The organism is Mycobacterium sp. RTGN4, from assembly GCF_033804635.1.
Taxonomy (GTDB): domain Bacteria; phylum Actinomycetota; class Actinomycetes; order Mycobacteriales; family Mycobacteriaceae; genus Mycobacterium.
Window position 1 is genome coordinate 291,721 of the sequence record NZ_JAPZLB010000005.1, and the last position, 18,006, is coordinate 309,726.

Here is an 18,006-nt window from a genome sequence, read left to right on the forward strand (position 1 = left end):
TGAAAGGCAAGTCATGTCGCTCAAAGTCGTAGTCATCGGTGGTTCCGGGCTCATCGGTTCGAAGGTCGTCGCCAACCTCACCGAACAGGGGCACGAGGCGATCGCCGCGTCCCCGCAATCTGGGGTGAACACCCTGACCGGTGAGGGCCTGGCCGAGGTGCTGGCAGGTGCCCAGGTAGTTCTCGACGTGTCCAACTCGCCGTCGTTCGCCGACGACGATGTGCTGCACTTCTTCACCACGTCGACGGGCAATCTGCTGGCCGCAGAACGGGCAGCCGGTGTCGAGCACCATGTCGCGCTATCCGTCGTGGGTTCAGACCGCAATCCCAACAGCGGCTACCTCCGGGCCAAGGATGCGCAGGAGAAGCTGATCAAGGAGTCCGGCGCCGCGTACTCGATCGTGCGTGCGACCCAGTTCTACGAGTTCGTGGCGCAGATCGCCGGCTCGGCGACGGAGGGAAACGTGGTGCGGCTGCCGCACGCACTCATGCAGCCCATGGCGGCCGACGACGTCGCCACCGCCGTCACCCGCGCGGTGACCGGGGCTCCAGTCAACGGGGTCACCGAGGTCGCGGGGCCCGAGAAAATCGCCATGGATGACTTCGTCCGCACGGGTCTCGCCGCGCAAGGCGACCCTCGCCAGGTGGTGGCCGATTCGCAAGCCCCCTATTTCGGCGAGGTGATCGACGACCACAGCATCGTCCCGGCTGACGGCGCCACCCTCGCTGGCACCCGCTTCGCCGACTGGCTCGCATCGCACGTCACCAGCGGAGCACGGTGACTCGGGACTTCGGCATGGAACTAACCGATCACACCGCATTGATCACGGGCGGGACGGCCGGCATCGGGTTCGAGTCCGCACGACTCATGGCCCAGGAGGGCGCTTCGGTGATCATCGCGGGCCGCGACCGTGATCGGGGTGAGCGGGCCGCCGCTGCCATCGGTTCCAATGCCCGTTTCGTGCACGCGGACATGGCCGACCTCGGATCGGTGGAATGGCTTGTGCGCCAATGCGGAAAGGTCGACATCCTGGTGAACAACGCGGCCAGCTTCCCGGCCGCGCTCACCGTTGACCAAGACCCGCAGGCGTTCGAGTCGATGTTCGACACCAACGTCCGCGGGGCCTACTTCCTGGTGGCCGGCCTGGCGCGCGGAATGGTGGAGCGCCGCCGCGGCGTCATCGTCAACGTCACGACCCTGGCCGCGTTCAAGGGCATCGCCGGAGCCTCGGCATACAGCGCATCGAAGGCCGCGCTGGAATCCTTGACCCGTACCTGGGCAGCCGAATTCGGGCCTGCGGGAGTGCGCGTCAACAGTGTCGCGCCCGGACCGACCCGTACCGAAGGCGTCGCCGCGGAGTGGGGCGAGACCAACGAAGAACTCGGCAGGGGCTTGCCGCTCGGCCGCACCGCATACGCCTCGGAGATCGCAGAGGCCGTGCTGTTCCTCAGTTCGCCGCGATCGAGTTTCATCACCGGCTCGACGCTGCACGCCGACGGCGGCGGCGCAGCTGTCTAATTCACACCCCGAGAAAGGAATTCAACATGTCGAAGTCAGCTAGTTCGGTCTGGGAGACGGCGCTCACCGTCGTCCAAGAGGTCAAGCCGCCCTTCATCCCGGAGGGTGCCGAGGCCATGACCGTCGTCATCAACTACCCGGCGGGTGACCCCGGCGCGCCTCCGCACCGGCACCCAAGCGGCCCCGCCTTCGGATACATGCTCGAGGGAGAGATGCTCTTCGAGCTCGAAGGCGAAGCGCCGCGGGTCATTCGCGCCGGAGAGGCCTTCTGGGAACCCGGCGGCGACGTCATCCACTACCAGGACGGCAACAACCGCGACGACATGCCGAGCCGCTTCGTCGTCACGATGCTCTGTGTCCCGGGGCAGCCGATGCTCGAGTTGGTCTCCGAATCCGAACTCGAGGAAAGGAAGCATCTGCGCGTCGCTGGGTAGCTCGCTCAGTACGGCTGGATGTCAACCACGGGTACCGGGCTCTTGACCTCGACGTTGCCGGGTGATGGGCACGTGGTACCCGTGGAAGCCACCACGCAGAACTTCTTCAGTGAGCTCGGTGCGGCCGTGACCGCGGGTGCGGCGACGAGCGCGACCGCGGCAGCGGCAGCCGCCAAAAGTGCTGTGGCGTGGCGCTTTTCAGTTCGCATGGTAATTCCTAGGACTTGTGGTTACCACCCCGACGCTACCCGGCTAATGGCATAGGAATATGGTCCACTTTTATGACAGATTCATGGGCCACTTCGAAGTCCGATGCTGCTGCCTCGTTCGGCGCCGACCTGCATCTGGACCTCGCTGGACCGGGGTTGCGTGCCGGGCTCATGGACGCGCTGCGTGAGGCCGTGCGCACCGGCCGGCTGACCCCGGGCACCCGGCTGCCGTCGTCACGCTCGCTTGCGGCCGACCTTGGCGTGGCACGCAATACCGTCGCCGACTCGTACGCTGAACTGATCGCGGAGGGCTGGCTCACCGCGCAGCAGGGTTCGGGCACCAGGGTGGCCCGGCGGGCCGAGCCGCGCCGTACGGCCGGGGCGGCCGGGGCCAGACCTACGCGGCAGCGGCCCGCGTACGGTCTGATGCCGGGTTCCCCGAAGCTCTCCGAGTTTCCGCGCGCGCAGTGGCTGGCCGCGGCGCGTCGGGCGCTGACCGCCGCGCCGCACGACGCCTTCGGGTACGGCGACCCCGCGGGCCGGGTCGAGCTGCGCACCGTGCTCTCGGATTATCTGGCGCGGGCCCGCGGCGTCTATGCCGAGCCGGAGCGGGTCGTCATCTGCTCCGGTTTCCAACATGGCTTGATGCTGACTGCGCAGGCGCTGATGGCCCGCCGGGTCCGTGCAGTGGCCGTCGAGTCGTATGGCTTTGACGTCTACCGCGACCTGCTGGAGCAGGCCGGGCTGCGCATCCCGTCGCTGCGTGTCGACGAATGTGGCGCGTGCACAGAGGATTTGGCGAGCATGCGCGGCGTAGGGGCGGTGCTGTTGACTCCTGCGCATCAGTACCCGACGGGCGTCGAACTACACCCGGACCGACGGGCCGCGGCTATCGACTGGGCGCGGGCCACCGGCGGGTTGATCCTGGAGGACGACTACGACGGCGAGTTCAGATACGACCGTCAGCCGGTGGGCGCGCTGCAGGGGCTCGACCCCGACCGGGTGGTGTACTTCGGTTCGGCCAGCAAGTCGTTGGCACCGGGGCTGCGGCTCGCGTGGATGGTGGTACCCGACGGGCTGGTCGCCGAAATCGTGGCGGCCAAGGGCCCCGTGGACTGGTCGAGCGCGCTGGAGCAGCTGACCCTCGCGGACTTCATCGCATCTGGCGGCTACGACCGCCACGTGCGTGCAATGCGGCTGCAGTACCGGCGCCGCAGGGACCAGTTGGTCGCTGCACTCGCGCAGCGGGCCCCCGACATCCGTGTCACCGGGATGGACGCCGGACTGCAAGTGGTCCTCGAACTGCCGCGCGGGACAGAGCGTTCGGTGGTGAAGGCGGCGGCCCGAGCGGGCCTGGAAGTGAGCGGACTCGCGGATTATCGCTACGAAGCGGGCCTTTCGTTGCCTCAGCGGGACGCGCTCGTGATCGGCTACTCCGGACCCTCGGACAGCGCGTGGCCCGGAGCGCTGGACGCGCTGTGCCGGGCAATGCCCTGACAGGGGCGTGCTCAGAGCGTGGCCAACGCCTCGGCAAGTCCATCCTCGGAAATCGTGCCGGTGACCTCGTTGGCCACGGCGAGTAGGTCGGCGGGCGAGTGGCCCATGGCGACGCCACGCCCACGTTCGGCGGCCCACGTGAGTAGTTCGATGTCGTTGCGTCCGTCGGCCACGGCCAGCACCCGCTCCCGCGGGATGCCGAGTTTGTGGCGTACGCGTTCCATCGCCGTGCCCTTGTTGACGCCCTCGGCGGCGATGTCGAGCCAGGCCGTCCAACCGATGAAGTAGCTCACCCGGTGCAGGCCCATCCGCTCGACCACAGCGAGGAAGTCGACCATGTCGTGGTCGGGGGAGACCACGACGACGCGGGTGGCTTGGCGATGCAGCAACTCCTCGAACGTCACCTGCTTGGCACCTGTCCCGATGGTGGTGTCGGAGAACGGTTCGGTGTAGCGGTAACGCCCCCGTTCGTCCTCGACGGCGAAGCGGGCCTTCGGCAGATGGGCGCTGATCGTTTGGAGCGCATCGGTCGGGTCGAAGCACTCCGCCCACTCCCGCTGGTAGCCACCGCCGGGGTCGCGGCGCATGACGATGGCGCCGTTGGAGCACACCAGGAACTCCGGTGTGATGCCGAGGTATTCGACCACCGGGACGGTGGTGGCCGGGGAGCGCCCGGTGGCGAGCATGACCCGATGGCCCACGGCGCTAAGGCGACGGACCTGCTCGATCACGTCGGGACTCGCGGTCTCGTCACTTCGCAGCACGGTGCCGTCGACGTCAAGGGTGACAAGCCAAGGGGCGGTGGTGGTTTCGCTGGTCATCCCGTCCTCGCTCCGGCGTGGTTGCATTCCTGCGGCTTCGGCAACCCTACGGGTCGAGCAGGGAGGCTATGCGCTCGGTGTGTAGTGACCGGGCACCATCCGGGTGGACACTCCGAGGCGGTTCCACGCGTTGATCGCCGTGATCGCGACGATGAGCCGAGCCAGCTCGGTGTCGTCGAACACGTTGGCGGCCTTCGCGAACACCTCGTCGGACACGAAGCCGTCGGTGAGTACGGTGATCGCCTCGGTGAGCTCGATTGCGGCCAACTCCTTGGCGGTGTAGAAGTGCTTCGACTCGCTCCAGGCGTCGAGTTGGATGATCCGCTCGGCCGATTCGCCAGCCGCCAGCGCGTCCTTGGTGTGCATGTCGAGGCAGAACGCGCAGTGATTGAGCTGCGACGCGCGGATCTTGACCAGATTGAGCAGGGTCGGTTCGACGCCCAGTTTCGCGGCCGTGTCGAGCCGGATCATCGCCTTGTAGGCCTCGGGGGCCAACGTCGCCCAGTCCAGCCGAGCCGGCTGTTCCGGAGTTCGGACTTCGGATGCGGTGTTCATCGTCATGCCATCAACGCTACGTCCTAAGCGGCCCATACACCTGGGCCATTTCAATGCTGTTTCCATGGGCCATTCGGGCTCTCGGGCAGAGCTAACGGCCGTCGGTGCGCAGGTCTGCGGCGTAGCGAGCCAGATCGAAGAAGGCATCGTCGATCTGGTCGTGAATCTTCCCGGTGTCCAGCGGAATGTCTGAGGAGCTCAACACGCTCCACGCGTGCACGACGGTGACGCTGACGACGGCCATCACCAGTGCCAGTCTGGGGTCGTCCACGTCGACGTCCATACGATGTGCCAAGGCCTCGACGACCTGTGGACCTCGATACTCGATCGCTGCCCTGCGCAGCGAATCGGACGAGGTGACCACTTGGACGATGCGGGTGAAGCGGTCCGGTGAGAACGCGCCGAACGGGGTGTCCCTGGCGCGCGCGACAACGGCGCCGAGTGCGACTCGCATTGCTTCGAACGGGCCGAGAGATGTAGGTAGCGTGTCCAATTCGGTCGCCACCGCGTCGGCGACGTCGTCGAGGACGGCCACGAAGACCGCGTCCTTGCTTGGAAAGTATCGGCTGAAGGTACGAGGGGACACATCTGCGGCAGCGGCGATCTGTTCGACAGTGGTGTGCTCGTAACCCCTGCGCAGGCACAGGTCCACCGCGGCGTCGATGAGCGCCAGTCGGGTACGTGCCAACTTGGCGGCACGCAGGCTGGTGGCCTGCCCCGAAGGTTGAGTCACGAGGCTGATGCTAGTTGCGCAGCTACCGTTAATGGCCCAGCTACGCAGACAGGTGCCGATCGTCGCGGTCACGCCGACTACAACCCGATCCGCTCGAGTGCTTCGTCGAACTCCTCCGAGGCGATTTTTTCGCTCTTGCCGTCGGCGAGCGCCCGCTCGTAGACCGCGACGACCTCGTCCGCAACGTCGGCGAATCGTCGGTCCCAGGCCTCCGAGTCGTGACGCCAGTACCCGACGATGTCGAATTGTTCGGTTGCCCAGCCCAGTCCGCGGATGTGCTTGCGTACTGCGCGTGATTCCGCTGCTTCGCCTGCGAACCAGCAGTATCCGCGTCCAGCCGGAAGCTGCTGTCGTGCAACCAGTTCGGCGAGCCTGCTTCCGGATCGGCCGTTGCCACTACCCACGGCAGGCACCAGCGTCACGTTCGGCGCGGTCGGCAGGTAGTCGAGGTCGGTGTCGTCGAGCACTTCGACGAGCACCAGCACCTCGCGCTGGGTCGAGCATTCGGAAAGGATTCGCGCCAGCGCGGGTAGCCCGGCGAGGTCGGCCACCAAGAGTTGCCATTGCGCCGCCTCATCGGGCCGGTACCAGGAACGCGCGTGGCTGAGCCCGACGGTGTCGCCGAGCGCGGCGCGGCGGGCCCAGTCGCTGCCTGGTCCTCCTGCGTGGAGCACGACGTCGACCGTCAGCCGGTTCGCCACCGCGTCGTGGAATCGCACCGAGTAGTTGCGCCCCTCCGGCGCCGACTCCTCGTCGAGGTACTCCCACACCCCGTCGACGCACTGCATGTCCGGTGCCGTGTGTTGACCGTGGGCCGGAAAGTAGATGCCGACGGCTGCGTCGGCAACGGTGGGAACACCGAGTCGAGCCAGGTCCGGAACGTCGAACACGATCCGCCGGAGCCGGGGGCTCAAGGCCGACGCGCCGATCACAGTGGCTCGCGCGAAAGTCATCGAGGGAGGGCCTTACTCAGATCAGACCCCGACGGCGCGTTCCAGCTCCGCCAGCGCATCCTCCAGATGAAGGAGCAGCCGCTGCATGTGGGGTATCTCCCGCCGGCCTCCGACGAGTCCGAAGTCGAGGTTGTCGGCATTGTTGGTCAAGGTGATGTTGAGTGCCTGGCCGTCGAGCGGGATCGAGAACGGGTAGTTCCCGTCCAAGCGGGCCCCGCCCCAGTACAACGGTTCGCGCGCGCCAGGCACGTTGGAGATGACGATGTTGAACGGCGGCGGTGCCTTCGACGCGAAACCCGGTACCAACCCGAGCGCGATGCCCGAGACGAGGAACGCCGACAACGCCAATGCCTGCGTCTTCCCCAGGTCGGCGAACACGTTCTTGTTGTCGCGCATGGAGGTGCTGATGGCTTCGAGCCGTTTCGCGGGGTCGTCGACGTCCGTTGCGAGGTTGCACAGGATCGTGCCGACCATGTTGCCGCCTGCGTCCTGGTCGTCGTCGGAGCGCAGGCTCACCGGGACCATCGCCACCAGCGGACTGTCGGGCAACGCATTTTCCTCGCTGAGGTAGGCCCGCAGCGCGCCCGCGCACATCGCCAATACGACGTCGTTCACTGTGACGCCGCCCGAACTCGCCGTCTTGACACCGCGGATGCGCGCGAGCGGCCAAGACTGGGCGGCCACGCGACGGGCTCCGCCGATGTTCACGTTGAACATCGTCTTGGGCGCCCGGAACGGCAGCGTCAGCTGCTGTTCGATGAGCGCTGCCTTGGCGATCGACAGAGTCGAAGGGGCCAGGCCCGCAATCGAACCCGCCGTATCGGTCAGCGACCGCAGCGGCGAACGTCGGGCTACCTCGGCCTTGCGCTGGGGCCGCTTCAACGTCCACGGCACCCGCACCTCGCGGTCGTCGGGATCCGAGGTCATGCTGCGCATCATCAGGCGTTGGGCGGATATACCGTCGATCAGCGCGTGCTGGAACTTCACGTACACCGCAAAACGGCCGTCACCGAGCCCCTCGATGAGGTGCGCCTCCCACAGCGGGCGGTGGCGATCGAGCAGCGTGCCGTGCAGCCGCGACGTGAGCTCCAGCAGATCGCGCACCCGGCCCGGTCGCGGTAGCGCCGACCGCCGCAGGTGGTAGTCGATGTCGACGTCGTTATCGAAAGCCCACGTCAGATTCGAGATACCGCCCAGCAGTCGCGCGGGATGCTTGCGGAACGTGGGCTGGAAGTCGTCTTGCTTGACCATCTGCTCGTAGAGGTCGCGCACGAAGTCGGGCTCGGCGTCCTCCGGCGGGGCAAACAGCGACAGCCCGCCGACGTGCATGGGGTGCTCACGGGACTCGCCTACCAAGAACATCGAGTCAGTCGGCGAGATCAGTTCCATATTGGTGACGGTACCCACGCTGCGAGGAAGTATGTGACGGCAACGATGAATGCGTGTTGAGAAAGTTACCGGTGGGTAGGCTCAGCGACGGAGAGCACAGGCAGAGGGGCACTCATGACGGAACTGAAGTTCATCGACATCCACGGAGAGCGAATTGCCGTCCGCGACTCCGGGCCGCCGACGCGAGCAGAAGACGCAGGTCCGGCTGAGGCGATATTGCTCATCCACGGCATGGCGGGCAGCTCGCAGACCTGGCGCGCCATCATGCCGCAACTGTCCAAGAAGTACCGGGTCGTCGCACCCGACCTGCTCGGCCACGGGCAATCGTCCAAACCGCGCAGCGACTACTCGCTTGGCGCCTTCGCCGTCGGGTTGCGTGACCTGCTGGACGAGCTCGAGATCGAGTCGGCCACGGTCATCGGCCATTCGCTGGGCGGGGGCGTCGCGATGCAATTCCTCTACCAGCATCCCGAATATTGCCGACGGCTCGTGCTCATCAGCAGCGGGGGACTGGGCCAGGACGTGGGTTTGATCCTGCGCCTGTTGTCGGCGCCCGGAGCCGAACTGGTGATGCCGATCATCGCGCCCTCCCCGGTGTTGCGCGCCGGCAACGCGGTGCGCTCGTTCCTGAGTTCACGCGGCCTTCGTTCGCCCCGCGGCGCCGAGATATGGAACGCCTACTCGTCGTTCTCCGATGGGGCGACCCGCGAGGCGTTCCTCCGCACGCTGCGCTCGGTCGTCGACTATCGCGGTCAGGCCGTCAGCGCGCTGAACCGATTGCAGCTGAGGGCGGACATGCCAACCCTGGCCATTTGGGGCGAGGAGGACACCATCATTCCCGTCGACCACGCCTATGCCGCGCTCGAGGCCCGGCCGGACTGTCGACTCGAGATCCTGCCGGGTGTCGGACACTTCGCCCACGTCGAGGCTCCCGCGGAGGTAGCCGAGCTCGTCGATGAATTCATTTCGACCACGGCGGAGTCTGACTCCACCGCGGCCCACCCCTGACGGACGTCGGAAGTTTACGCCCGCGCTCAATCGGGCACTCCGCCACGAACGCCAGTCAGGAGGACGACATGCCCAACGCGATCAAAGACGAAGAAATGTACGACGAGCTTCGGAAGCAAGGCGATTCCAAGGAGAAGGCAGCACGCATCTCCAACGCCGCAGCGGCCAACGGCAGGTCGGCCGTCGGCAGGAAGGGTGGCCGGTCGGGGTCGTATGACTCTTGGACGGTGCTCGAACTCAGGACCCGGGCGAAAGAGCTTGGCATCACGGGGTATTCCGGGCTGAACAAGAGCGATCTGATCTCAGAACTGCGCGAGCACTGAGCCGATGGGGCTGTCGCCGAGGTGACGTCGTCCCTAGGGCCGCAAACCGGATGTGTCTGACCGAGACACGCGTTAGAACGTCACCAGGAGGGCTATCACCGCGACGGCGATGACTGCCCAGACGACGATGGGCACCACGATTCCCAAGCGATGCCTTGCGGTGAGAAACGACAGGACCACACCGACGACGGCGACGATCGGTGTTCCGTAGAGGATCAGGCTGAACCCCAACTCGCCAGGACCGAGGCCCCCGCATACCGTGTCGGTACACGCCGCGGTGCCAAGCACTTTGAGGTAAGCGAACCCGACGGTGGCGAACGCACCTACGACGGCAAGGATGGCGAGCACCCAGTTGACGAGTGTGCTCGCGCGGGAACCGTCATGAGCCACCAGACGTGGCTCGTCGTGTTGAACGTTCGGCGTAGACATCGGAATCCTCCCCGGTGGGTTAGCTCATTCGACGCTTGGCTACCCGCCGGGCGCCGCGTTGAAACCGGTCGAATGTCGTTTCTCCGCATCATTTGCCGGGTAATAGACCAGCGTGAGCGACGAATCGACACCCCGGATGAGCTACGAGCAGGCCGTCGTCGTCATCCCCGCGCACAACGAGTCGAAGAACCTGCCCGAGTGTCTGAAGGCGATGGTGGCGGCAGCGGCGTGTGTGCACTTTCCGGTGCTGGTGGTCGTCGTGCTGGACGCGTGCGAAGACCAGAGTCGTTACCTCGCTGGAGAATTCGGTGCCGATGTGCAGTTCATCGAAGTCGAGGTCCGCAATGTGGGGGCGGCGCGACGCGCGGGTTTCGAGTATGCCAAGGGCGTCTGCAATGAGCGGCTCACCGCGCAATCGCGCACCTGGTACGCCACCACCGATGCCGACAGTCGGGTCGACGCCGACTGGCTGCTGCGGCAGACCGAATCCGGCGCCGACGTGGTGCTTGGCGTCGTCCGAATCGCGAACTGGCGGCAGTTGCCCGCCACCGTCGTCCAGTTGTACCTGAAGGCCTATCGCGCAAAGCGGCGCGGTCGTGAACACGGCCATGTCCACGGAGCCAACATGGGATTTCGCGCCGACGCGTATTGGCGGGCGGGTGGATTCGCCGCCTTGGCCACCGGTGAGGACGTCGACCTCGTCCGGAGATTCGAACGTCAGGGTTGTCGCATCCACCGCGACGATCGACTCTCGGTGGTGACGTCCGCACGGCAGGTGGGGCGGGCACCGCGCGGCTTCGCGAACCACCTGAGGACCGTGGGACGCCGCGCACGGCGGGAATCGGCATGAGTATTGAATTGGTCTGGCGCTGGCTGGAAGCCGGTGACCTCGAACTCCCGGCTCCCGGTTCTGGGCAGACCGCCAGGCGATGGTCGAAGCTGGCGGCGCTGACCGAGTACGACGTGGTCGCGGGACGCCTGGCCGAGGCCCACACCGACGCCGCGGCGATCCTGGCCGAGCTCGATGGCCCGCCGCCACCGCGGGAACAGTTGTGGGGAGTATGGGCCGCCGAAGCGCCCGATGCGGTGCTGCGCGTGGAAGATCGAGCGTCCGATTCCGTGCTGAACGGCACCAAGGCCTGGTGTTCCGGAGCCGGGCTCTGTACGCACGCCCTGGTCACCGCTCGGCAGCGCGACAACACGCGCGGACTGTATGCCGTCGAACTCAGCCAGGCCGAAGTGACGCCGCTGCCGAGCACCTGGCGAAACGCCGGAATGCGCGACAGCGATACCCGGTCGGTTCAATTCACCAACGCAGTCGCCACGCCAGTCGGACGGCCGGGACAGTATCTCGACCGCCAAGGCTTCTGGTATGGCGCCGTGGGAGTGGCAGCATGCTGGCTGGGTGGCGCACGTGCCGTGGCCGTGCCGCTCTACCGCGCCGTCGGCGACGATTGCCGCAATGGCGCCCACGACGTGCACGCCCACGCCCACCTCGGAGCGGTCGACGCGGCGCTGGCGGCCGCCGAGGCGATGCTCTTGGCTGCGGCCGCTCACATCGACGCCCAGCCCGGCAGCGACCGTGGCGAACTGATCGCCCGTCGGGTCCGCGCCGTCGTCGAGCACGCGGTCGACGAGGCGATCACCCGTACCGGAAGAGCTTTGGGTCCTGTGCCGCTGGCCTTGGATGCCGAGCACGCGCAGCGGGTGGCCGATCTGACCATGTACGTGCGGCAGAGCCACGCCGAACGGGACCTCGCCGCGTTGGGCCGGGTGGTGGCCAGGTGAAGGCCGGGTGGTGCGAAAACGGCGCACGCTTCGCTGCGGCACCGATCGCGTCGGGAGGAACGCCGTTGCACACGTGGCTCGGCTGGCAGCGCGAGTTCCCTGATTTGGACCTCGATGACTGTCCCGGGCTGGTGCTGGTTGGTCCGCACCCCGACGACGAGACGCTCGGATTCGGAGCGACGGCGGCCGCGTTACGCGCAAGGGGCGTACCGGTGCAGGTGATGTCCGCGACCGACGGCGGGGGAGCATATCCCGACCTCTCGCGCATGGAACGCATTTGGTTGGAACGCGACCGACGCGCCGAATTATGCCGTGCGACAGCGGCTCTGGGGTTAGGCGAGCCGATCTGTTTGGGTCTGCCCGACGGGGAACTTGGCATGCACGAGGCGTACCTCGTCGAAGCGATCGGCGAGCTTCTTGACGGCGGTGCGTGGTGTGCGACGACATGGCGCGGGGACGGACATCCGGACCACGAGGCCGTCGGCCGCGCGGCGCGCGTGGCGGCCCACCAAGCCGGCGCAACCCCGCTGGAGTATCCGGTCTGGATGTGGCACTGGGCGCATCCCGACGACGAGGACGTGCCGTGGCAGCGCATGTTCAGGATTCCCCTCGATCCGGCCGCGGTCGCGCGAAAGCGCGAGGCAGTCAAGGCCTTTCAGTCGCAGTTCCGGCCGCCCGGACCCGACCTGGAGCCGGTGCTGCCCGCGTTCGTCGTTCAACGGCTGCTTCGGCTGGGTGAGGTGGTGTTCCGGTGAGCGCGCGCCTGCCCGACCAGTACTTCATCGACATGTACGCCGAAGCTCCTGATCCGTGGCGGCTCTCCGAGCGGTGGTACGAGCAGCGAAAGTACGCGCTCACCGTCGCGATGCTGCCGCTGCCCGAGTACCGCCACGCATTCGAACCTGGGTGCTCGGTCGGCGTGCTCACCGAACACCTTGCGCACCGGTGCGAACACGTGACGGCGACCGACGTCGCGGAGGCGGCGCTCGATGCGACCCGCGCCCGGTTGGAACGCGGCAATCGACGAGACCGCGTCACCTTGCGCCTGCTGTCGCTCGACTCGGACTGGCCAGCCGAGCACTTCGATCTGATCGTGTTGTCGGAAGTGGCCTACTACCTCAGCGGGCCTGCGCTGCGCGAAGTGCTGGACCGGGAATGTCGGCGGCTGCGGGCGGGCACGACGATCATCGCGTCGCACTGGCGTCATCGGGTCGATGACTATCCGCTCACCGGCGACGAGGCCAACTCACTGATAGCAGAGACTGACGACCTGTTTCAGACCGCGGCCTACCTCGACGACGATGTCGCCATTGGCGTCTTCAGCAAGGGCCGGGTGCGGTCCGTGGCCGCCAACTCCGGGGTGCCCGGCGCTAATTCTGAGGCAGGGGCCTGAGGTGGTTCCGCAGCGGTCGACTGACCACGCCGATCGCGCTGTCCAACGTCTCGGCGACCGGTAGGGCGCGTTCGGGGTCGCATATCCGCAGCAATCTGGACGCCTCGCGTCCCGGTACGAGCACCCAGTTCACCTCGGTGCGCGAACACGCCACGTTGATTTGGTGTAACGACGAGAAACCCTGTGTGCCAAAGAAGCTCAACCCACGAAGATCTACGATCAGGCGACGCTTCGCATCGAGCACGCGATCGACGTAGGCTGCGAGATCCCTGGCGTTGCCTGCATCGAGTTCGCCGTCTGCCGTCACCAGCAGCATGGCCAAGCCGATGAGGCTGCTCGCGAAACTGGCAGGCGTGTGCGGCGCGCCCGGTGCGGATGTGGCAGCGGTGATTACGGCGGACAAACTCGAACTCCATCAGCAGTGCTGAGACCTGCGCATGTTGGGGCCATGTCTAGGAATGCGCCGCGGCTTAGAGCGTTGCCGCAGCCTAGAAAGCCGCCGTGCGGGTTTCAGGCGCCGACCAGGTCAGGTACGGCTTGGTTTCGACGCTAGTACGGATTCCCAACCAACACAATGACGGCGTCTGGGCGCTCAGCGCGTCCACTCTGCGGACCCCGGTGTAACCCAATTCCTTACCTTGAGTAAAGAAAGTTCTTGAAAGCAGGAATATCAGCGGCCTGGAATCACGCTGTACGAAAAGTAGTAAAAAGCTGAGTAAATGAGGAGACCGAACGTGAACGCAAGAACCATCAAGCCTTTCGCAGCAATCGCAGGCAGTGGCGCCGTCGTCGCGGCCGCCTTGTTCGCCATGGTCCTTCAGGGATCGCCAGATTCCGGAACCATGGCGGGCGACATGTCGACCGGGGTCACGGTTACCGCCACCAACCCGCCGAGTGTGGCGGCCATCCCGCAGGCCGCCCCAAGCATCAAGGGCCCGGCCCCGCTGCCGCCGGAGGAGCAGGGTCTACCAGGCTAATTCGCTGGATGTGCTTGGCCGTTGACGGCAGGCACGTAGCCTCGGGTCGTGGCGCAACCCGAGGCTGCCAGCATCGATGCACTGGCCGGTTTGGAGTTTTTCGCCAGCTGCCCGAAGGCGTCGTTGGGGCCGTTGGCCACGCAGTTGCGGCCCTTGCTTGCCGCGCCGGGCCAAGTGCTCATGCGCCAGGGTGAGCACGCGGTGTCGTTCCTGCTCATCGGCTCTGGACATGCCGAGGTCGAACACGTTGGCGCCGAAGGGGAAACCATCGAGGTCGAGGTGGGACCGGGGCTCATCGTCGGCGAGATGGCGCTGCTGCGCGACGCTCCACGCAATGCCACGGTGAGGGCCCGCGACCAGGTCACGGGCTGGGTCGGCGACCGCGAGGCCTTTGCCACGATGCTGGACATGCCGTGCACGATGGACAAGTTGTTGCGCACGGCACGCCAGCGGCTGGCGGCGTACCTTACCCCCATTCCGGTCACCTTGCGCGACGGCACCGAGCTGTACCTGCGGCCCGTCCTTCCCGGAGACAACGCGCGCACCTCCCGTGGACCCGTTCAGTTCTCCAGTGACACGTTCTATCGACGGTTCCAGACCACGCGCACACCCACCAGTGCGTTGATGAGGTACCTGTTCGAGGTCGACTACGTCGACCACTTCGTGTGGGTGATGACCGACGGACCGGACGGACCGGTGGTGGCCGACGCCCGTTTCGTGCGTGACGAGGCCGACCCGACCGCCGCCGAGATCGCGTTCATCGTCGGCGACGACTATCAGGGCCGGGGCATCGGGACGTTCTTGATGGATGCGCTTGCGGTAGCGGCCCGCAGTGACGGAGTGCAGCGGTTCACCGCTCGCGTACTGTCCGAGAACTACCCCATGCGCGTCATTCTCGACCGATACGGGGCTCGGTGGCATCGCGACGAACAAGGGGTAGTGACCACGGTGATCGACGTACCGGTGTTGCGCGAGCTGTCCATGTCGACCGACATGTATCGGCGGATCCGGTCGACGGCCAGACAAGTCATGAGGGCGGTCGGCTGATGCGCCCACCATTGTCGAAGGACACCCGACTCTGCATCTCGCTGGCTGCCCGACCGAGCAACATCGGCACCAGGTTCCACAACTACCTGTACGACGTGCTCGGCCTCGACTTCATCTACAAGGCGTTCACGACCACCGACATCGCCGCGGCCATCGGCGGGGTGCGGGCGCTCGGCATCCGTGGCTGCTCGGTGTCGATGCCGTTCAAGGAGGACGTCATCGCCCTCGTCGACGAGCTGGAGCAGTCAGCGCGCGCCATCGGTTCGGTGAACACCATCGTCAACGAAGGCGGCAAGCTCACCGCGGCGAACACGGATTACCTTGCCGTGCAACGACTCATCGACGAACACCGGCTGGACCCGAGTGGTTCGGTGCTGATTCGCGGCAGTGGGGGAATGGCCAGCGCGGTGGGCGCGGCGTTCCGTGACCACGGATTCCACACGGGCGTCATCGTCGCGCGCAATGAGGACGCCGGACGTGTGCTCGCCGAACGGCTCGGCTATGAGTACGCCGCCGACATCGGCACCCGCTCTGCTTCCGTGATCGTGAACGTCACCCCCATCGGGATGGCAGGCGGGCCGGAGGCGACCGAAAAGGCCTTCGCGGCCAGTGCTATCGCCGACGCGCAGACGGTGTTCGACGTCGTCGCGCTGCCGTCGGAGACGCCTTTGATCACTGCCGCGCGCGCGGCCGGGGTGGACGTCATCACCGGCGCCGAGGTCATCGCCCTGCAGGCGGCTGAACAGTTCGAGCGCTACACCGGAGTGCGGCCGACGGCTGAGCAGGTCGCCACGGCATCGGAGATGTCCAGAGCCTGAGGCTTCCGCGAATTCGCGTGCCTGAGCACCGTTACGGCGCGTTGACCACGACGATCGGCCGTCGTACCCGCTCGAGCTGGTGGCCGGTGAAACCCGCGTACATCAGCCGGGCTTGCACGAACCAGTTGATTGACGAGTGGACGGCCGCCGCCGTCGGGGGTGCGTCGTCAGGGAGTGGTATCTCGAAGGGCAGCACCACGGGTACGCCCGCCCGCAGCGGAATTCGCTTGCCCAGTGACACGATTCGACCGTCGAGCTGGCCCCCGGGGCCTGGCGCACGGGTCAATGGGTGAGACTCCCGCTCGCGCTGCCAGGACACCGCGAGATCGCCGTCGGGCAGATCCATCGTGGGTGTCAGGGTGGCCTGGCCGGTGATGGTCTCGCCGGCCCGCCACACCGGCTTCGACAGCGTGACGTCGATGACGGTCTCCGCCGCGCCGGCCACGACCTCGAGTGGCTCGGTGTATGCCTCGACGTCCGCCGTGCCGACGAGCACGGTGAACTCGCCACGGGTGTCGATATCGCGGCCGCCGCGTGCGACGGTGAGCCGGCACTCCCAGCGCGCGATCGCCGACGACGACGCGGGCGCCCACGACGGAATGCAGAACGTCGACGAGGCGCCGGTGAACTCGCCGGTGGCGATGGGAACGTCCTCGACGATGACGCTCACCCAGTCGTCGGTGTCGCGGTCACCGCCGTAGTTGGTGCCGACCTGATCGGCCGTCCAGATGGAGTCGTTGCCCGCGGCCGCCGCCGAGTCGACACGGCCCGCCCAGTGGTAGCGGTAGAAGTTCGTGTAACCCCAGTCCAAGCGTGCCGAACTGACCTTGTCGATCGGCTTGTCGGTGGTGACCGTCGCCTGGACCGTCTGTCGCGGCGCAACGACCTCAGGCGTCACCGTCACCACCGCGCCGCCGGAGCGGCTGAAGAGCCCCACTGCTATTTCTTCGCGAACTTCGCCCGAGTCGCCGCGTACTCCTCGGGGTGGTGCTTCTTCTGGTAGGCGCGCATAGGCCAGAAGAGTAGCCACAGCACCGGGTAGACGGTGACATAGAACAGCGCGTGCACCGCGGCGCCCGCAAGGATCGCGAACACCCAGGCCGGGTAGATGATGATCAGGCAGAACTGCAGGAACTGCTTGATCACCACCGGGTATCCGTCGGCCATCGACAGCACGAACCGAGGGCTCATCGACTTCAGGTACTTCTTCACCGTCGACGTCTCGGCCTCGACTTCGGCCTGCGCCTCGCTGACGTCGCGACCGCGTTCTTCGCGAGTCAGCCCGCGCTGCGGCGGCGGCGGTTCGCCCGCGTTGGGCGGCAGGGGAGCTGACATCGCGCCTCTCCTTGCTGGCGTGGGTGCGGTAGCGACTACGGCGTGATCGTCGTCTTCTCGTCGATGACCGATGTGGCGTCCATCAGCGGACCCATCTGGTCCTCAGTGCCGTCGGCGTTGAGTTGCAGCACGAACACGCCGCTGTTGTCAGCAGCAGGGATGATGACGGTCTTCTGCGCGATCATGCGCTGGACGCCGTCCTTCACGTAACTGCCGCCCAGCTGGACCGCGTCGAAACCGCCAAGTGTGGTGGGCTCGCCGGTCTTGGCGCCGTCGAAGCCAGGCAGGTTGTTGAGCTCGCCAGGGGCGTACTCCACCAGCTTGGCCTTATCGACGTTGCCCGTCAGCTTGGACACGATCGCGATGATCGATGGAGGATCGCTGGCGAAGGCTGGGTCGCTGGCGACGATCGCGCCGTAAGCGAAGTCGGGCGTCTTGTCGCCTGCGGTCGCCCACCCGTCCGGGACCGGCAGATCGATGGTCGGCGCGCCTGCATCGCCACGCTTGACGGGAGTCTCCGTGAGGCCGGCTTCCTTGATGTAGTCGGCGATGGTCTCGTTCTTGCCCGCGGCAGGCGTCGAGCTGGGCTTGGAGGTACTGCTCTCGGAACTCGTCTTGGTGCTCGTCGACGACGAGGACGATGTCGTGGTCTCGGTCTTGGACCCGCAACTCGTGAGCGCGACGCCCAACGCGATGACGGCGATCGCGGTACCGCAAACCTTCAAGGGCTCAATCATCAGGTTCTCCTGTGGTCGGAAGCAGGCGCAAGCCTACGGTCG

24 protein-coding genes are annotated in these 18,006 nt (G+C 66.5%); 13 read left to right on the plus strand and 11 right to left on the minus strand.

Annotation, left to right across the window (positions count from 1 at the left end; all coding sequences use genetic code 11):
• Positions 1-13: 13 nt before the first annotated feature.
• From SLQ30_RS13425 to SLQ30_RS13435, 3 genes are read left to right on the plus strand one after another with little or no spacing between them, the layout of a single operon-like run.
• Positions 14-781, plus strand: a complete 768-nt coding sequence (locus SLQ30_RS13425; protein WP_319446775.1) for an SDR family oxidoreductase — start codon at positions 14-16, stop codon at positions 779-781.
• 14 nt (positions 782-795) lie between these two features.
• Positions 796-1,518: an SDR family oxidoreductase gene (locus SLQ30_RS13430; protein WP_319446776.1), complete on the plus strand. Its 723-nt coding sequence runs from the start codon at positions 796-798 to the stop codon at positions 1,516-1,518.
• A gap of 26 nt (positions 1,519-1,544) precedes the next feature.
• A complete protein-coding gene (locus SLQ30_RS13435; protein WP_319446777.1) occupies positions 1,545-1,952 on the plus strand; it encodes a cupin domain-containing protein in 408 nt (135 codons plus the stop codon).
• A 5-nt stretch (positions 1,953-1,957) separates the two neighbouring features.
• Here SLQ30_RS13435 and SLQ30_RS13440 read toward each other — a convergent pair whose 3' ends face one another.
• Entirely contained in the window at positions 1,958-2,161 is a 204-nt protein-coding gene (locus SLQ30_RS13440) for a hypothetical protein (protein ID WP_319446778.1), read from the minus strand.
• A 72-nt stretch (positions 2,162-2,233) separates the two neighbouring features.
• Here SLQ30_RS13440 and SLQ30_RS13445 point away from each other — a divergent pair, with 72 nt between their 5' ends.
• Complete coding sequence (locus tag SLQ30_RS13445) at positions 2,234-3,658, plus strand: PLP-dependent aminotransferase family protein (RefSeq protein ID WP_319446779.1); 1,425 nt, start codon at positions 2,234-2,236, stop codon at positions 3,656-3,658.
• An 11-nt stretch (positions 3,659-3,669) separates the two neighbouring features.
• Here the strand turns inward: SLQ30_RS13445 and SLQ30_RS13450 are convergent, their stop codons facing one another.
• From SLQ30_RS13450 to SLQ30_RS13470, 5 genes are all read right to left on the minus strand, one after another.
• Positions 3,670-4,479: an HAD family hydrolase gene (locus tag SLQ30_RS13450; RefSeq protein WP_319446780.1), complete on the minus strand. Its 810-nt coding sequence runs from the start codon at positions 4,477-4,479 to the stop codon at positions 3,670-3,672.
• 66 nt (positions 4,480-4,545) lie between these two features.
• Positions 4,546-5,040, minus strand: coding sequence for a carboxymuconolactone decarboxylase family protein (locus tag SLQ30_RS13455; protein ID WP_319446781.1), 495 nt, complete (start codon positions 5,038-5,040; stop codon positions 4,546-4,548).
• Positions 5,041-5,125: 85 nt separating this feature from the next.
• Positions 5,126-5,767, minus strand: a complete 642-nt coding sequence (locus SLQ30_RS13460) for a TetR/AcrR family transcriptional regulator (RefSeq protein ID WP_319446782.1) — start codon at positions 5,765-5,767, stop codon at positions 5,126-5,128.
• A 77-nt stretch (positions 5,768-5,844) separates the two neighbouring features.
• The gene (locus SLQ30_RS13465) at positions 5,845-6,720 is read right to left on the minus strand and encodes a siderophore-interacting protein (RefSeq protein WP_319446783.1); all 876 of its coding nucleotides are present in this window, start codon (positions 6,718-6,720) and stop codon (positions 5,845-5,847) included.
• Positions 6,721-6,741: 21 nt separating this feature from the next.
• A complete protein-coding gene (locus SLQ30_RS13470; RefSeq protein ID WP_319446784.1) occupies positions 6,742-8,109 on the minus strand; it encodes a wax ester/triacylglycerol synthase family O-acyltransferase in 1,368 nt (455 codons plus the stop codon).
• Between the two features lie 114 nt (positions 8,110-8,223).
• Here SLQ30_RS13470 and SLQ30_RS13475 point away from each other — a divergent pair, with 114 nt between their 5' ends.
• Together SLQ30_RS13475 and SLQ30_RS13480 are read left to right on the plus strand one after the other, a co-directional pair.
• Entirely contained in the window at positions 8,224-9,117 is an 894-nt protein-coding gene (locus SLQ30_RS13475; RefSeq protein ID WP_319446785.1) for an alpha/beta fold hydrolase, read from the plus strand.
• A gap of 68 nt (positions 9,118-9,185) precedes the next feature.
• A complete protein-coding gene (locus SLQ30_RS13480; protein ID WP_319446786.1) occupies positions 9,186-9,440 on the plus strand; it encodes a Rho termination factor N-terminal domain-containing protein in 255 nt (84 codons plus the stop codon).
• 72 nt (positions 9,441-9,512) lie between these two features.
• Here the strand turns inward: SLQ30_RS13480 and SLQ30_RS13485 are convergent, their stop codons facing one another.
• Positions 9,513-9,869, minus strand: a complete 357-nt coding sequence (locus tag SLQ30_RS13485; protein WP_319446787.1) for a hypothetical protein — start codon at positions 9,867-9,869, stop codon at positions 9,513-9,515.
• 136 nt (positions 9,870-10,005) lie between these two features.
• On the opposite strand from SLQ30_RS13485, the gene SLQ30_RS13490 reads away from it, so the two are divergent.
• From SLQ30_RS13490 to SLQ30_RS13505, 4 genes are read left to right on the plus strand one after another with little or no spacing between them, the layout of a single operon-like run.
• Entirely contained in the window at positions 10,006-10,719 is a 714-nt protein-coding gene (locus SLQ30_RS13490; protein WP_319446935.1) for a glycosyltransferase, read from the plus strand.
• Entirely contained in the window at positions 10,716-11,657 is a 942-nt protein-coding gene (locus tag SLQ30_RS13495) for an acyl-CoA dehydrogenase family protein (protein WP_319446788.1), read from the plus strand. The genes SLQ30_RS13490 and SLQ30_RS13495 overlap by 4 nt, the downstream gene beginning before the upstream one ends.
• Positions 11,654-12,412 carry a PIG-L deacetylase family protein gene (locus SLQ30_RS13500; RefSeq protein WP_319446789.1) on the plus strand — a complete coding sequence of 253 codons (759 nt, stop codon included), beginning with the start codon at positions 11,654-11,656 and terminating at the stop codon, positions 12,410-12,412. Before SLQ30_RS13495 ends, SLQ30_RS13500 begins: the two co-directional genes overlap by 4 nt.
• On the plus strand, positions 12,409-13,050 hold the full coding sequence (locus tag SLQ30_RS13505; protein ID WP_319446790.1) for an SAM-dependent methyltransferase: 642 nt from the start codon (positions 12,409-12,411) through the stop codon (positions 13,048-13,050). The genes SLQ30_RS13500 and SLQ30_RS13505 overlap by 4 nt, the downstream gene beginning before the upstream one ends.
• Here SLQ30_RS13505 and SLQ30_RS13510 read toward each other — a convergent pair.
• Positions 13,028-13,453 (minus strand): STAS domain-containing protein, encoded by a 426-nt coding sequence (locus tag SLQ30_RS13510; RefSeq protein WP_319446791.1) that lies wholly within the window; start codon positions 13,451-13,453, stop codon positions 13,028-13,030. The genes SLQ30_RS13505 and SLQ30_RS13510 overlap by 23 nt on opposite strands.
• Positions 13,454-13,784: 331 nt before the next feature.
• On the opposite strand from SLQ30_RS13510, the gene SLQ30_RS13515 reads away from it, so the two are divergent.
• From SLQ30_RS13515 to SLQ30_RS13525, 3 genes are read left to right on the plus strand one after another with little or no spacing between them, the layout of a single operon-like run.
• Positions 13,785-14,027, plus strand: coding sequence for a hypothetical protein (locus SLQ30_RS13515; RefSeq protein WP_319446792.1), 243 nt, complete (start codon positions 13,785-13,787; stop codon positions 14,025-14,027).
• Between the two features lie 48 nt (positions 14,028-14,075).
• Positions 14,076-15,074 (plus strand): GNAT family N-acetyltransferase, encoded by a 999-nt coding sequence (locus SLQ30_RS13520; RefSeq protein ID WP_319446793.1) that lies wholly within the window; start codon positions 14,076-14,078, stop codon positions 15,072-15,074.
• Positions 15,074-15,892 carry a shikimate 5-dehydrogenase gene (locus SLQ30_RS13525; RefSeq protein ID WP_319446794.1) on the plus strand — a complete coding sequence of 273 codons (819 nt, stop codon included), beginning with the start codon at positions 15,074-15,076 and terminating at the stop codon, positions 15,890-15,892. Before SLQ30_RS13520 ends, SLQ30_RS13525 begins: the two co-directional genes overlap by 1 nt.
• Before the next feature lie 31 nt (positions 15,893-15,923).
• Here the strand turns inward: SLQ30_RS13525 and SLQ30_RS13530 are convergent, their stop codons facing one another.
• The 3 genes from SLQ30_RS13530 to SLQ30_RS13540 are packed head-to-tail and all read right to left on the minus strand — an operon-like array spanning position 15,924 to position 17,964.
• Positions 15,924-16,829, minus strand: coding sequence for a hypothetical protein (locus tag SLQ30_RS13530; RefSeq protein ID WP_319446795.1), 906 nt, complete (start codon positions 16,827-16,829; stop codon positions 15,924-15,926).
• A gap of 2 nt (positions 16,830-16,831) precedes the next feature.
• Positions 16,832-17,227 carry a hypothetical protein gene (locus tag SLQ30_RS13535; RefSeq protein WP_319446796.1) on the minus strand — a complete coding sequence of 132 codons (396 nt, stop codon included), beginning with the start codon at positions 17,225-17,227 and terminating at the stop codon, positions 16,832-16,834.
• A 35-nt stretch (positions 17,228-17,262) separates the two neighbouring features.
• Positions 17,263-17,964, minus strand: coding sequence for an LpqN/LpqT family lipoprotein (locus SLQ30_RS13540; protein WP_319446797.1), 702 nt, complete (start codon positions 17,962-17,964; stop codon positions 17,263-17,265).
• Positions 17,965-18,006 lie beyond the last annotated feature (42 nt).

Coding starts and splice junctions, on each gene's coding strand:
- SLQ30_RS13425 (WP_319446775.1), top strand. CDS start 14: ATGTCGCTCAAAGTCGTAGTCATCGGTGGTTCCGGGCTCATCGGTTCG.
- SLQ30_RS13430 (WP_319446776.1), top strand. CDS start 796: ATGGAACTAACCGATCACACCGCATTGATCACGGGCGGGACGGCCGGC.
- SLQ30_RS13435 (WP_319446777.1), top strand. CDS start 1,545: ATGTCGAAGTCAGCTAGTTCGGTCTGGGAGACGGCGCTCACCGTCGTC.
- SLQ30_RS13440 (WP_319446778.1), bottom strand. CDS start 2,161: ATGCGAACTGAAAAGCGCCACGCCACAGCACTTTTGGCGGCTGCCGCT.
- SLQ30_RS13445 (WP_319446779.1), top strand. CDS start 2,234: ATGACAGATTCATGGGCCACTTCGAAGTCCGATGCTGCTGCCTCGTTC.
- SLQ30_RS13450 (WP_319446780.1), bottom strand. CDS start 4,479: ATGACCAGCGAAACCACCACCGCCCCTTGGCTTGTCACCCTTGACGTC.
- SLQ30_RS13455 (WP_319446781.1), bottom strand. CDS start 5,040: ATGACGATGAACACCGCATCCGAAGTCCGAACTCCGGAACAGCCGGCT.
- SLQ30_RS13465 (WP_319446783.1), bottom strand. CDS start 6,720: ATGACTTTCGCGCGAGCCACTGTGATCGGCGCGTCGGCCTTGAGCCCC.
- SLQ30_RS13470 (WP_319446784.1), bottom strand. CDS start 8,109: ATGGAACTGATCTCGCCGACTGACTCGATGTTCTTGGTAGGCGAGTCC.
- SLQ30_RS13475 (WP_319446785.1), top strand. CDS start 8,224: ATGACGGAACTGAAGTTCATCGACATCCACGGAGAGCGAATTGCCGTC.
- SLQ30_RS13480 (WP_319446786.1), top strand. CDS start 9,186: ATGCCCAACGCGATCAAAGACGAAGAAATGTACGACGAGCTTCGGAAG.
- SLQ30_RS13485 (WP_319446787.1), bottom strand. CDS start 9,869: ATGTCTACGCCGAACGTTCAACACGACGAGCCACGTCTGGTGGCTCAT.
- SLQ30_RS13490 (WP_319446935.1), top strand. CDS start 10,006: ATGAGCTACGAGCAGGCCGTCGTCGTCATCCCCGCGCACAACGAGTCG.
- SLQ30_RS13495 (WP_319446788.1), top strand. CDS start 10,716: ATGAGTATTGAATTGGTCTGGCGCTGGCTGGAAGCCGGTGACCTCGAA.
- SLQ30_RS13525 (WP_319446794.1), top strand. CDS start 15,074: ATGCGCCCACCATTGTCGAAGGACACCCGACTCTGCATCTCGCTGGCT.
- SLQ30_RS13535 (WP_319446796.1), bottom strand. CDS start 17,227: ATGTCAGCTCCCCTGCCGCCCAACGCGGGCGAACCGCCGCCGCCGCAG.
- SLQ30_RS13540 (WP_319446797.1), bottom strand. CDS start 17,964: ATGATTGAGCCCTTGAAGGTTTGCGGTACCGCGATCGCCGTCATCGCG.